Genomic DNA, 13,317 nt, shown 5'->3' on the forward strand with positions numbered 1-13,317 from the left:
AAAAAATCCCGCTCCACAGCAAAACTCAGCTGAACTGCTTCAGGTACGCCTGATAGGTCTGATGGGGCTCCGGCTCGAAACGGTCCGGCATGACTTTCCAGTCCTCGACCCGGTCGAGGCGGAAGTCGCGGAAGCCGGCGCGCATCTCGCACCAGGCGGTCATCACCCAGATCGCCCCGAAGGCGGCGAGCCCCAGCGGCCAGACGACACGCTGGCTGCGCTCGCCGGGCAGCGAATGATAGGCGATCCAGACCTTGCGCTTGGCCGACAACGCAGAACGCACGTCGCCCAAACAATCCGGCACGACCGGTTGGGCCGATGAGCGGAAAGCGTGGATCGGCGCGGAGATCAGCCGCTCGGCATGATCCTTCGGCAGCATCGCCAGCATCTTGTCCTTCGCCTCGCGCGCCGCCTGGCCGAGCCTTGGATCCCCCAGCATCTCGACGGCGCGAAGCCCGAAGGCGAGCGCCTCCAGCTGCTCGAAGGTGAAAGTGAGCGGCGGGGCATCGAAGGCCTCGCGCAGCATGTAGCCGACGCCGCGCTCTCCTTCGATCGGGGCGCCCGAGGCGATCAGGTGGTCCATATCGCGGTAGATGGTGCGGGGTGCCACCTCCATCTTCTGGGCAATCTCGGCAGCGGTCATCGCGCGACCGGTCGAGCGCATCAGCTGGATGATCCGGAACAGGCGGTCGGCGGGGCGCATGCGTGCCTCCTTTAAAGATAATGGCCAGAAGCCTGTCAGTTGGTTCGTGTTAGGTCAAGCCGTCATCATCCACAGGAGCCCCTCATGACAAGCAAAACCGTTCTCGAAATCGCCGTCTGCACCATTGCCGACAGGCCGTCCGCCGAAGAGGCTCGCCGCGCTGCCATGGCGGCCGTCAAGGCCTATCCCGGCTTCGTCAGCTGGCGGGCGCTGACCTCAGTCGAACAGGGCGACATGATCGCTGACCTCGTCGAATGGGCAGACAAGGAGAGTGCCGATGCGGCGGCCGCGAAAGTTCAGGCCGATCCGGCCTTTGCCCCTTACATGGCAGCAATCACGGGTGTTACCCTGATGCAGCATTTCAAAACCGAAAACGTGATCTGACCAACGATGGCCGAGCCCTTGAAACACCTGATCGGCCACCAGACCGCCCGCGACACGGCTGATGCCGTTGCGCGGGCCTGGGGCGGTTTCAATCACCAATCCTTCCTCGCCGACACCCTGCCCCCTCTCGACGCGCTCGAACTGATGCAGCGCGGCCAATGCATCGCCAACGCCTTGCACCACCACCTGCCGGATGATTTCGAGCAAGCGGCCACGATCCTTCACGCCTGTCTGCCAGCTGCGGATCGCGAAGGCCTAAGTGGCTGGGCGCTGCTCTCCTTCAATCAGTACATTGCCGCCCATGGACGCGGACATCTGGAAACCGCCCTCGATCTGCTGAAGTCGCTCACACCACATTTTACCGCAGAATTCGGCGTCCGCCCCTTCATCGCCGACGAGCAGGAGCGGGCTCTCGCGATCATATCAGACTGGGTTACCGATCCGAACCATCATGTCCGTCGGCTGGCGAGCGAAGGCACCCGCCCCCGCCTGCCCTGGGCCATGCGCCTGCCCGCCCTGGTCAGGGACCCCGCTCCCATCCTGCCGATCCTGGAGGCCCTGGTTGACGACGAGGAGGATTATGTCCGCCGGTCGGTCGCCAACAGCCTCAATGACATCGCCAAGGACCATCCGGATCTGGTGGCTGACTTTGTAGAGCGTCAATCCGAAGGCGCCTCGAAGAACCGGCTTTGGCTGTTGAAACATGCCTCCCGCACGCTCGTCAAAAAGGGCCACGCCAAGGCGCTTGCCAATTTCGGCTACGAACCCCTGAGCGACGTCGCCGCAACACTGGAACTGAACAGCGAACACGTGGAGTTTCCCGGTGAACTCGGTTTCGTCGTTCACCTCGCAAACACCGGCAAGGACGCTGTGACCGTTCTCCTGGATTACGCCATCCACCATCAGAAGAAGGATGGCTCGCTCTCACCCAAGGTCTTCAAGGGCAAGAGCCTCGTTCTGAAGCCGGGCGAGAGGATGACGATTGACAAGCGGCACGCCCTTCGCCCGATCACCACGCGCGTCTACCATCCGGGCCTGCATCGGCTGGAGATCCTGTTGAACGGCAAGCCGGCAGCAAGCCACGACTTCAACCTCGCAATGCCTGAGGCAACCAAGCTGTGAGCGACAACGGGCCTGTCATCGACTTCGAAGCCGAGGTGCTGCGCTTCGAGGGCCCCGGCGGCTGGCACGGGGTCTTTCTGCCGGCGGAGGCTGCAGCTGCGGCCCGGTTCTTCGGGCGCGCCAATGCCCTCGGCGCCATCGCCGTCATGGTCGAGATCGGGAACACGACCGGCCGCACCTCACTCTTTCCGGACAAGCGGCGCGACAGCTATCTGCTCCCGCTGAACGCCAAGCTGCGACGGGCGACTGACATTGCAGCCGGCTCCCGCATCGCGGTCACCTTAAGGCTGATCGACTGACAGCGCGGAGTTCATCGCTTCCGCACTGCAAAAGAAATCCTTGACTTCCCGGTCAAATGGGGTCATTTGCACATCAGCTTTCACCTTCCGGCCGCCGCGTGAGCGAGCCCAGCGACATCTGAGACGCGAAGAGGGAAAGGCGCAAAGAGACTGCGGCGATCATCATCGCCGACGCGCTGGAAAGTTTTTCCAACTTACAAGTTCCCAAATCACGCGGGGTTCTTGACGCCAATGCCAACCGGCTCGCGAAGAACGCGTTCCGGGATTTGTGCATTTGGCGCCCCGAAAGGTATGACTTTGACAACTTTCGATGATCTTGGCCTCTCCAAGAATATCGTCGCGACGCTGACGACGCTTGGCTTCACGACACCGACCCCGATCCAGGAAAAGGGTATCCCCGTCGTTCTCGGCGGCCGCGACCTCATTGGTCTCGCCCAGACCGGCACCGGCAAGACGGCCGCTTTCGGCCTGCCGATGATTGAGATGCTTCTCAAGGATGAGAAGCGCCCTGATAACCGCACCACCCGCGCCCTCATTCTTGCCCCGACCCGCGAACTGGTGAACCAGATCGGCGACAACCTGCGCTCTTATCTGCGCCGCCTGCCGCTGAAGATCAACCAGGTCGTCGGTGGCGCCTCCATCGGCAAGCAGCAGTTGCAGCTCGAAAAGGGCACCGACATCCTCGTCGCGACGCCTGGCCGCCTGCTTGACCTGATCGCCCGCAACGCGATCTCGCTGCGCGCCGTGCGTTACCTGGTTCTCGACGAAGCCGACCAGATGCTGGACCTCGGCTTTATCCATGACCTGCGCAAGATCTCGAAGATGGTTCCGCCGAAGCGCCAGACGCTTCTGTTCTCGGCCACCATGCCATCGGCAATCGCCGATCTCGCATCAAGCTTCCTGACCGACCCGCTCAAGGTTGCCGTCTCCCCTCCGGGCAAGGCTGCCGACAAGGTCGAACAGCACGTGCATTTCGTCGCCGGCCAGAACGCCAAGACGGAAATGCTCAAGAAGATCCTCAACGACAACCCGGATGGCCGCTCCATCGTCTTCCTGCGCACCAAGCACGGCGCAGAAAAGCTGATGAAGCACCTCGACGCCACCGGCTACTCGGTCGCCTCTATCCACGGCAACAAGAGCCAGGGCCAGCGCGAGCGGGCACTCAAGGGTTTCCGTGACGGCGAGATCAAGACGCTGATCGCCACCGACGTTGCCGCCCGCGGCATCGACATCCCGGCCGTCTCCCACGTCTTCAACTACGACCTGCCGGAAGTTCCCGACGCCTATGTCCACCGCATCGGCCGTACGGCCCGTGCCGGCCGTGACGGCATCGCAATCGCATTCTGCGGTCCCGATGAAGGTCGCCTGCTGCGCGACATCGAAAAGCTGATGAGCATCGACATCCCCGTCGCCTCTGGGGAACCGCCGGCAAACCTCGCACGCCCGGCCCGTCCGCAGCGTCGCGCTGGCGGCGGTGGCGGCGGCAACAACCGCAACCACCAGGCCCCGGGCCAGGGTCGCGGCAAGTCCGAAGGCGGCGCCAAGGCCGACGGTCGTCCCGCCAAGTCCGGTCACCGCAAGGGTGGCAATGGCGGCGGTCAGAACCGCAGCGCCAATGGCGGCCAGGGTCGTCCGGGCAATGGCAGCGGCCAGGGCCGTCCAGCCCGCTCGGGCACTGCCGGCGGACGCCGTCGCGAAGCCTGAGCCACGGCTCGAGTCTGTTTGAATTTGAAATGGCGCGGTCCCAACCGCGCCATTTTTCATAGCGTCAGTCTTTGACGATGATCGGCTCGACCGCACTCTTGCGGTTGATCAGATAGACCCCGACCATGACGACGCAGGTGCCGACCATCATCGGCACGGTGAGCTCTTCGCCAAAGGCGATCGCCGCTTCTAGCGCCGCGAGCGGCGGCACGAGATAGATGAGCGACGCCGCCTTCGACACGTCCCCGCGGCGGATGAGGTAGAGCAGCAGCGCTACCGCCCCCATCGAGATGCCGACCACCGACCAGGCGAGCGTAGCGAAGAAACCGAGGCTCCAGTCGACTCGTAGGTTTTCCAGAGCGACGGCCGCCGGAATGGTGACGATCAGCGCACCGACATATTGCAGCGTCGCAACAGCCCTCAGATCGCCCTCGCGGACGAAACGTTTCTGGTAGAGCGTGCCGGCGGTCACGCAGGCCATAGCCAGCACGTTCACCGCAACCGCATAAGCCGGAATGCTCGTGGCATCGATGATCAACACCTTCGGCAGCACGGCGATTGCCACACCAAGGAAGCCGATGACGAGACCAACCCGCTGTCCGCTATTGAGATTTTCCCCGATCAGATAGGCCGCGGCAATCCCGGTCATCAACGGCTGCAGCCCTGCGATGATTCCGGACAAGGCGGCCGGCACTCCCTGCCCGATCGCCCACCAGACCATGCCGAGATAAAGCCCGTGCAAAAACATGCCGGATATAATGGCATGCAGCCACCCCGATCTCTGCTTCGGCCAGGAAACGCCGCCCAGCCGACAGACGACATAGAAGAGGACGACGGCCGTCCCGTAGCGCACCACGAGGAAGGTCAGCGGATCCGCGAAGAACGTCGCGTATTTGGCCGAGATCCAACCGGTCGACCACAGGAGAACGAAGAGGACGGGCGCAAGCCGGGCAAGGGTCATGGAGAACTGTCTTTCATGGACCGGATCGCAGCAGCCGGCAGCAAGCTTCGATACTGCGGCACCGGGCGGCGGTCAAAAGAGTTTTCATGCAGGCTGCCGTCAACTCCATTCAAGCATGCCGCAAAAAATCTCGCAGGCTCATCTGCTCATTTTTTCAGCAATCGCGACCAGGTTACGCTTGCCGAATTTCAGAAGATGCCAAATCACGCGGGAGTAGAGCCGTCTGGAACTGCAAAACATCTATCATTCTGCACAGAGTTTGCGCGAATGCTCTGATTTCAATCACATTCGGCAGACTGCAATTCTGCGACCGAAGCCAGTGATCCAGCTTGCATTGCCCAATTGGTTGTATTCAAATGAACAAAAAAGGGGATGGCGCCATTGGCATTTGATGAAATGATCACTGCGGACAACGATCCGCGTGCACCGTACCAGAACTACTTCGATTGGTATTCCAGCCAGGATCCGGCAAGGCTTTTGGCGAAATCGCGAGATGCTGAGAACATCTTCCGCAAGACCGGCATCACCTTCGCCGTCTATGGGCATGCCGACAGCGCCGAAAAGCTGATACCCTTCGACATCATTCCGCGGATCATTTCCGGCCGTGAGTGGCGCAAGCTCGCCCAGGGCATCGAACAGCGCGTGCTGGCCCTCAATGCCTTTCTCGACGACATCTATCACAAGCAGGAAATCATCAAGGCCGGCCGCATTCCCCGCGAGCTGATCGAGAAAAACGTCGCCTTTCTGCCCGAGATGATCGGCTTTCGCCCGCCGGGCGGCGTCTACACCCACATCGTTGGCACCGACATCGTCCGCACCGGCGAGGACCAGTTCTACGTTCTCGAAGACAATGCCCGCACCCCCTCCGGCGTCTCCTACATGCTGGAGAACCGGGAAACCATGATGCAGATGTTCCCGGAGCTTTTCCAGCTCAACAAGGTGCAACGCGTCGAGGACTATCCCTATCTTTTGCGCCAGTCGCTGGCCTCGCTGGCCCCTCCCGGATGCAAGGGCAAGCCGCGCGTCGCGGTGCTGACGCCCGGCATCTATAACTCGGCCTATTACGAACACTCCTTCCTCGCCGACATGATGGGCGTCGAGCTGGTCGAGGGCTCGGACCTGCGTGTCATCGATGGCAAGGTGAAGATGCGCACCACCCGCGGCTACGAGGCAATCGACGTACTCTACCGTCGCGTCGACGACGACTTCCTCGATCCGCTCACCTTCCGCCCCGATTCGGCGCTCGGCATCCCTGGCATCATGGACGTCTACCGCGCCGGCAACATCACCATCGCCAATGCGCCGGGCACCGGCATTTCCGACGACAAGGCGATCTACTCGTACATGCCGGAGATCGTCGAATTCTACACCGGCCGCAAGGCACTGCTCGAGAACGTGCCGACCTGGCGCTGCTCGGAAGCCGACAGCCTGAAATACGTGCTCGAGCACCTGGAAGAGCTCGTGGTCAAGGAAGTCCACGGCTCCGGCGGCTATGGCATGCTGGTCGGCCCGACGGCCACGAAGAAGGAGCGCGCTGACTTCGCCGAAAAACTCAAGGCGCGGCCCTCCAACTACATCGCCCAGCCGACGCTGTCGCTCTCGACGGTGCCGATTCTCGTCAACAAGGGGATCGCGCCCCGCCACGTCGACCTTCGTCCCTATGTCCTCGTCTCCGACAAGGTGCAGATCATTCCCGGCGGCCTGACCCGTGTGGCCCTCAAGCAGGGTTCGCTGGTGGTCAATTCCAGCCAGGGCGGCGGCACCAAGGACACCTGGGTACTGGAGGACTGACATGGTCATGCTCGGAAGAACTGCCAACGGCCTCTTTTGGATGTTCCGCTACATCGAGAGAGCCGAAAACATCGCCCGTCTGGTTGATGCGGGCCTTCGCATGTCGCTCACCCGATCCGGCGCCTCGGACGAGGATTGGGACGCCGTCCTGAAAAGCGCCGACGTGCGCCCGCTGTTTGCCGAACGGCACGGCAAGGTGACGGCCTCTGATGCCATCGACTTCATGCTGCGCGATCCAGCCAACCCGTCGAGCGTCATGTCCTGCATCGACGCCGGCCGCAACAATGCCCGCATGGTGCGAACCGCGCTCACCCGTGAGACCTGGGAAGCCACCAACGAATGCTGGATTGAATTGAAGCAGATGCTCGCCCGCAAGCTGAAGTCGGCAGACCTGCCCGAGGTCATCGACACCGTGAAGCGCCGCGCCGGTCTGATCCGTGGCGCCTTCCACGGCTCGATGCTGAGAAACGAGCTCTACAACTTCGCTCGCATCGGCACCTTCATCGAGCGGGCCGACAACACCAGCCGCATCCTCGATGTGAAATACTACGTGCTCTTGCCGGCGATCACCCATGTCGGCTCCTCGCTCGACAACATGCAGTGGGAATCGATCCTGCGCTCGGTCTCCGCCCATCGCTCCTATCGGTGGGTCTATGACGGGGAATACAAGGCGACGAACATCGCCGACTTCCTGATCCTGAGCGGTCAGATGCCGCGCTCGCTTGCCTATTGCTACGAGAAGATCGTTTCCAATCTCGGCTACATCGGCAAGGACTACGGCGAGCGCCTCGCCGCACACGAAACCGCCGATACGGTCTTTGCAACGCTTCGGGCGACCAGCATCGATCAGATCATGGATCAGGGGCTGCACGAGTTCCTCGACAATTTCATTGCCCTCAACAACAAGCTGGGCAGCGAGATCACCGAGGGCTACAGGTTCTACAGTTGAGCAGGATTGAGCGCATGCGTCTCCGGATTACCCATACCACCGAGTATCGCTACGACGATCCCGTTCAGTATTCGCTGCAGCGCCTGCGACTGAGTCCCCAGGATAGCCCGGGCCAGAAAGTGCTGTCGTGGAACATCGTCGTCGATGGCGCGAAGGTCGAAGCGGGCTTCAACGATCAGTTCGGCAACCACACGCACCTCGTCTCCACCGAAGGCGATAGCCACAGCGTTCATATCGTCGCTTCGGGTGAAGTCGAGACGGAAGACCGGGCCGGAGTCTTCGGCCCGCATCAGGGCTATGTGCCGCTCTGGCTCTATCTGCGTGATACGCCCCTGACCAAGCCAGGCAAGCTCATCCGCGAGCTTGCGCGCAGCCTGTCGGGCGGCGATGAACTGGCGAAGATGCATGACCTGATGGGCAAACTCAACGCACAGATCGCCTATGAAACCGGATCGACCGGCACGGAAACCACCGCCGAACAGGCGCTGGAAGCCGGCCACGGCGTCTGCCAGGACCATGCCCATGCCTTCATAGGCGCGGCACGGGCCTTGAGCCTGCCGGCCCGCTATGTCTCAGGCTATCTCCTGATGGACGACCGGCTGGAGCAGACCGCAACCCATGCCTGGGCGGAAGTCTATCTACAGGGCCTCGGCTGGGTAGGTTTCGACGCCGCCAACAACCACTGCCCCGACACCCGATACGTCCGGATCGCAACAGGCCTGTCTTATGCAGATGCAGCTCCAGTCTCCGGCATGCGCATCGGGCTCGCCGGCGAGGACCTCACAGTCAAGCTGATGGTCGAGGCGACGCAGAGCCAGAGCCAGTCTCAAAGCTGATCCTTCCTCTGACGGGTTCCTGCTGACGTGCAACGCAAGCCCCACACCACGTCGGGCTGCTCTTGTACCGAGAAAGCGCGGCGAGGTGACCGCAGCGGAGGTCTTGGCACGCATGCTGTTTGGAAAGTCGCTCTTCCAGTCGGTCGTTGACCGGCTCGACGCGGAAGCCGAGGAGCAGCCGCCGGCAGACGAACCCACCTTCCGGATCAACGGCCTGTCGACGAGCTTTCTGCCCGAAACGCCTGAGCAGGGCCCGGGCCCTTCTCTGTCGGAATCGGGCGCAGATCCCAGGCTCGATGCCTATCTGTCCCTGATGTCTGATGAGATCCCGCCGGCAGAGCCTGAACCGCCTGCCGAACCCCTTGAGACCCTCCCTCCGCCACCACCGGTCTGGCTCGCTCGGCTTTCTCCCGAGGAGGTCGTCGAAGATCTCGGCCTCGAGCCATCGGACGATCGCGAGCGACTTCAGGAGCGCAGGCGGGCATTCGCCCGCGACAATCATCCGGACCGTCTGCCCGCAGATTTCCGCGAACAGGCAACAATCCGGATGAAAATGGCCAATCGCCTGATCGACGAGGCGATCAAGCGATATGATCTGGGATTTGGACGCTGACTATCAGTCGTAGAGGCGCCTGAGGAGACGGTTCACCGTATCGCGCTCGGCAACGCCGCCAAGTTGCTCCAGCACCCAGCGCTCGTGATCGATCCAGATCGGCATCAGCTCTTCGAGATAGGCCTCGCCGGCCGGCGTCATGTAGAGCGACTGCACCCGACGGTCGGTTTCCGACTTGCGGCGCTCGATATAGCCCTTGTTCTCCAGACCATCGACAATCGCGACGAAGTTCGCCCGCTGGATGCCAAGCGCCTCAGCCACTTCGCTTTGCTTGGCGCCCTGGTTGTCGGTCAGAAGAAGCAGGGTTGCAAAATCGGTCGGCCGAAGACCTTTCGAAGAAAAGGCTTCGTTGAAATGCTGAAAGACGGCAAGCTGCGCACGCCGCAGTCGATACCCAACAGCATCGTCCATGACTGAAAAGTCTAGACCAGACGTGTTGGGTAACAATTCATCCATAGTAATTTCAGGCATTTCCCCGCCATTATCATTATTGCCCCTCGGGCGACCGCTGCCCCCGACAACGACCTTCCTGTAACGATACTAACCGTTTAAGCCGTTGCCACAAGGGCACAATCGGCTCCGGAACTGAGAGACGAGCAGTTTTTGAACGTCTAACGTTCATTCCCCCCAGGTTTGGTCTCGGTCACAAAGGCTCGGGCGAGCATTTGACCGGCATTCGCCCATTTCGCCCGCCTTCAAGCCGGCGCGTCTTGATTTGCCCTGAGCCGCCGGCTGTTTTTTCGGATTGAAGCGCGCGAGCGACTGCGCTATGACCGCTTCTGGAACGGCGAGTCACATCGCCTTCGGATGCACCCGTAGCTCAGCTGGATAGAGTGTTGGATTCCGATTCCAAAGGTCACAGGTTCGAATCCTGTCGGGTGCGCCATTTTCCACAAGCCGCAAGCAGTGTGTCAGCATAGCCAGTTTCAAGCATGGCTTCATCAGCGGCATGCAGCTGAATAACGCGGACGTGATGGGAAATCCCTGTTCCATGCGGCACTCCCCGGCCCCATTACTTTGCCAAGCCCCCGAAAACGCTGGACTTTGACCAAGGAGAAATCCATCCTCGACCCGTTAAAGGGAGCCGGAATCGCATATGCACCCGGCCCCGAACAGTGAAGCGCCGAAGAGCGCTCCGGGGGGAGACGATATGGAACACATTTTCACGCCGCCACGACCGTGGCTGGCGGCTTACGGCACAGGCATCCCGCAGGAACTGGGCGATTTGCGCTACCGCAGCATCGCCGAATTGGTGGATCGGTCCTGCGCCGAGAACGGCCCGCGCAAGGCTTTCACCTGCGTTGTACCGAACGGCATGAATGGCAGCCTGACCTATGACCAGGTCGGCGAGATGTCGGATGCCTTCGCGGCCTTCCTGCACCACGATTGCGGCTTGCGCGCCGGCGACCGGGTCGCAGTGCAACTGCCGAACGGCCTGCCCTATCCCGTGGTCGCCTTCGGTGTGTTCAAGGCTGGCTGCATTCTGGTCAACACCAACCCGCTCTACACGCCGAGCGAAATGATCCATCAGTTCAACGATTCCGGGGCCAAGGCGCTGGTGATCGTCGACATGTTCGCCGACAAGCTGTCGGAAGTCGTGCCGAAGACGGGTATCAAGACCGTGGTTCTCGCCGGCGTGCCGGAATTCTTCCCCAAGCTACCCGAGATCATCATTCGCGGTGTCCAGAAGGTCTGGAACAAGGTTCTCCCGCCTATCCCGAACATCGGCGTTCCCGTTCTGCGGATCAAGGAAGCGCTCGCCAAGGGCCGGATTCACGGCGCAGACGTGAAAGCCATGTGGGCCGCGTCGGGCCCCGACGACCTCGCCCTGCTGCAATATACGGGTGGCACCACCGGCGTCGCCAAGGGCGCCATGCTCACACATGGCAATATTCTGACCAATCTCGACCAGGTGCGCGCGGTATCGGGCGGTGTGATGGCCCGCGAAGATCAGGTGCTGACGGCGCTTCCGCTTTATCACATCTTCGCCTTCACCGCGAACCTGATGACCTTCTTCGAACTTGGCGCACGCAACATTCTGATCCCCTCGCCCCGCCCGGTACAGAACCTGCAGCGGGCGATCGAAAACTATCCGATCACTTGGATCACCGGCGTCAACACGCTGTTCAACGGCCTGATGAACGAAGAATGGTTCGCAGCCTACCCGCCCAGGAAGTTGCGCGCAGCGATCGCCGGTGGCACGGCGCTGCATGAGGCAGTCGCAACCCGCTGGCGGGTGATGACGGGGACCCCCATCGCCGAAGGCTACGGGCTCAGCGAAACCTCGCCGCTGGTCAGCTTCAATCCCCTCGATGATCGTGCCAAATCCGGCAGCATCGGCATTCCTGTACCAGGCTGCGACGTCATTCTGGTGGATGGCGACGGCAAGCTCGTTTCATCAGGCGAGCCGGGTGAACTTCTGGTTCGCGGCCGCCAGGTCATGCTCGGCTACTGGCAACGTCCGGACGAAACGGCGACGGCGCTCCAGAATGGCTGGTTCGCGACTGGCGACATCGCCGTCATGGACGACGAGGGCTTCCTGAAGATCGTCGACCGCAAGAAGGATCTGGTTCTCGTCTCCGGCTTCAACGTCTACCCCAACGAGGTGGAGGACGCGCTCGCCAAGATGGATGCGGTCCTCGAGGCCGCCGTCGTCGCCATTCCAGACGCCAAGACCGGCGAAGCCGTCCGGGCCTATGTCGTCAAGAACCCGGATCACGACGGCGAGCTCACAGAGGAGGCGATCCGCAGCCACTGCAAGACCCTGCTCAGCGATTACAAGGTGCCGAAATCCATCGTCTTCCGGGACACGCTGCCAAAGACGCCGATCGGCAAGATCCTGCGCAAGGATCTCAAGGCCGAAGTGCAGAGCGAATTCAAGAAGTGAGGGGCAGACAGCATGTTGACGGAACTTGAAACCACCCTTCTCGGCATCATGATGATGGTGATCATGCTCGGCATGGGCGCCTCCATGACCTGGCGCGACTTCTTCATCGCCTTTCGCAAGCCCAAGGGCATTCTGGTCGGGCTGCTCAGCCAATACCTGATCATGCCCTTCCTGGGTTATGCCCTGGCACTCGCCCTCGGCCTGCCGGCCGGCATGGCGGCGGGCCTGATCCTGATCGCCTGCATGCCAGGCGGCACCACCAGCAATATTTTCGCTTATTTCTCCAAGGGCGTGCTGGCGCTCTCGATCATGATGACGACGGTCTCGACGCTGGTTGCCGTGGTCACCGTCCCCTTCCTGCTCAGCTTCTACAGCGGCCTCGCCGGCCTCGGCGGGGACTATGTGATCCCGGCCGGCAATGTCGCCCAGGTACTCGTGGTGCTGCTCGTGCCGACCGTGCTTGGCATGTTCCTGCGCAAGATGAACGCCAATGTCGGCGCCACGATCGAGATGATCGGCTCGCTGCTCGGCGTTGTCGTCATCCTCTTCCTGATCGGCTCCTGGGTGCCGCGCAATTACCAGATGCTGCTCGACACCCCCTTCCCCGTCTATATCGCGGCAGTCGGGATCGGCCTGACGGGCATGCTGCTCGGCTACTGGCTGGCCAGGGCGCTCCGCCAGGACAGCAACCGTGCCCGCACGATCAGCCTTGAAACCGGTATCCAGAACGGACCGCTGGCAGCACTGATCGTGACACTCTCCTTCACCGGTATTCAGCAGCAGGAGGTTCTGTTTATCCCGATCCTCTACAGCCTGTTCATCGTCATCACCTCGTCGTTCATCACCATGTGGTATCGACGAAGCGCGACAGCCGAGGCTCTGGCCCGCGATGCCGCAAAGGTTCGCGTCTGACGCAGGAGGGCGGCTGGAGATACCGCCGACTGGGATACTACCTTCCCATAGCATCCAGAGTGACGCCCGCCAGCTGTCCGAGTTGGCGGGCTTTTCCGTGCCGCGCGAATACGCCTGTCTTCACAGGCACGGCGATATGGTCGCGCCCCCCAAGGA

General features: G+C 61.7%; 13 protein-coding genes and 1 tRNA gene. 11 read left to right on the forward strand and 3 right to left on the reverse strand.

The features are described 5' to 3' along the window. Window positions 1-25: 25 nt before the first annotated feature. Window positions 26-703: a YafY family protein gene (locus GH983_RS13120; protein WP_153762619.1), complete on the reverse strand. Its 678-nt coding sequence runs from the start codon at window positions 701-703 to the stop codon at window positions 26-28. Window positions 704-787: 84 nt separating this feature from the next. Between GH983_RS13120 and GH983_RS13125 the strand changes: the two genes are divergently transcribed. The 4 genes from GH983_RS13125 (at window position 788) to GH983_RS13140 (ending at window position 4,212) form a co-directional block, all read left to right on the forward strand. Then, a complete protein-coding gene (locus tag GH983_RS13125) occupies window positions 788-1,087 on the forward strand; it encodes a hypothetical protein (protein WP_153762620.1) in 300 nt (99 codons plus the stop codon). A 6-nt stretch (window positions 1,088-1,093) separates the two neighbouring features. Next, window positions 1,094-2,209 (forward strand): DNA alkylation repair protein, encoded by a 1,116-nt coding sequence (locus tag GH983_RS13130; protein WP_153762621.1) that lies wholly within the window; start codon window positions 1,094-1,096, stop codon window positions 2,207-2,209. Beyond that, entirely contained in the window at window positions 2,206-2,508 is a 303-nt protein-coding gene (locus GH983_RS13135) for a DUF1905 domain-containing protein (RefSeq protein WP_153762622.1), read from the forward strand. The genes GH983_RS13130 and GH983_RS13135 overlap by 4 nt, the downstream gene beginning before the upstream one ends. A 291-nt stretch (window positions 2,509-2,799) precedes the next feature. After that, window positions 2,800-4,212, forward strand: coding sequence for a DEAD/DEAH box helicase (locus GH983_RS13140; RefSeq protein WP_054148412.1), 1,413 nt, complete (start codon window positions 2,800-2,802; stop codon window positions 4,210-4,212). A gap of 64 nt (window positions 4,213-4,276) precedes the next feature. Here the strand turns inward: GH983_RS13140 and GH983_RS13145 are convergent, their stop codons facing one another. Beyond that, window positions 4,277-5,173 (reverse strand): DMT family transporter, encoded by an 897-nt coding sequence (locus tag GH983_RS13145; RefSeq protein ID WP_153762623.1) that lies wholly within the window; start codon window positions 5,171-5,173, stop codon window positions 4,277-4,279. A 381-nt stretch (window positions 5,174-5,554) separates the two neighbouring features. On the opposite strand from GH983_RS13145, the gene GH983_RS13150 reads away from it, so the two are divergent. The 4 genes from GH983_RS13150 to GH983_RS13165 all read left to right on the forward strand — a co-directional run bounded on the left by GH983_RS13150 (window position 5,555) and on the right by GH983_RS13165 (window position 9,362). Beyond that, a complete protein-coding gene (locus GH983_RS13150) occupies window positions 5,555-6,964 on the forward strand; it encodes a circularly permuted type 2 ATP-grasp protein (protein WP_054148536.1) in 1,410 nt (469 codons plus the stop codon). A gap of 7 nt (window positions 6,965-6,971) precedes the next feature. Next, window positions 6,972-7,913: an alpha-E domain-containing protein gene (locus GH983_RS13155; RefSeq protein ID WP_153763606.1), complete on the forward strand. Its 942-nt coding sequence runs from the start codon at window positions 6,972-6,974 to the stop codon at window positions 7,911-7,913. 14 nt (window positions 7,914-7,927) lie between these two features. Then, complete coding sequence (locus GH983_RS13160; RefSeq protein ID WP_054148410.1) at window positions 7,928-8,749, forward strand: transglutaminase family protein; 822 nt, start codon at window positions 7,928-7,930, stop codon at window positions 8,747-8,749. 112 nt (window positions 8,750-8,861) lie between these two features. After that, a complete protein-coding gene (locus GH983_RS13165; protein ID WP_153762624.1) occupies window positions 8,862-9,362 on the forward strand; it encodes a hypothetical protein in 501 nt (166 codons plus the stop codon). Between the two features lie 3 nt (window positions 9,363-9,365). On the opposite strand, the gene GH983_RS13170 is transcribed toward GH983_RS13165, so the two are convergent. Beyond that, window positions 9,366-9,773, reverse strand: a complete 408-nt coding sequence (locus GH983_RS13170) for a MarR family winged helix-turn-helix transcriptional regulator (RefSeq protein ID WP_054148408.1) — start codon at window positions 9,771-9,773, stop codon at window positions 9,366-9,368. Window positions 9,774-10,171: 398 nt separating this feature from the next. Between GH983_RS13170 and GH983_RS13175 the strand changes: the two genes are divergently transcribed. From GH983_RS13175 to GH983_RS13185, 3 genes are all read left to right on the forward strand, one after another. After that, window positions 10,172-10,248 (forward strand) — tRNA-Arg (locus GH983_RS13175). Window positions 10,249-10,512: 264 nt separating this feature from the next. Then, window positions 10,513-12,249 carry an AMP-binding protein gene (locus GH983_RS13180; protein ID WP_153762625.1) on the forward strand — a complete coding sequence of 579 codons (1,737 nt, stop codon included), beginning with the start codon at window positions 10,513-10,515 and terminating at the stop codon, window positions 12,247-12,249. A 12-nt stretch (window positions 12,250-12,261) separates the two neighbouring features. Further along, the gene (locus GH983_RS13185; RefSeq protein WP_153762626.1) at window positions 12,262-13,161 is read left to right on the forward strand and encodes a bile acid:sodium symporter family protein; all 900 of its coding nucleotides are present in this window, start codon (window positions 12,262-12,264) and stop codon (window positions 13,159-13,161) included. Window positions 13,162-13,317 lie beyond the last annotated feature (156 nt).

The sequence above is a fragment of the Agrobacterium sp. MA01 genome, from assembly GCF_009650195.1.
In the GTDB taxonomy this organism is placed as follows: Bacteria; Pseudomonadota; Alphaproteobacteria; order Rhizobiales; family Rhizobiaceae; genus Allorhizobium.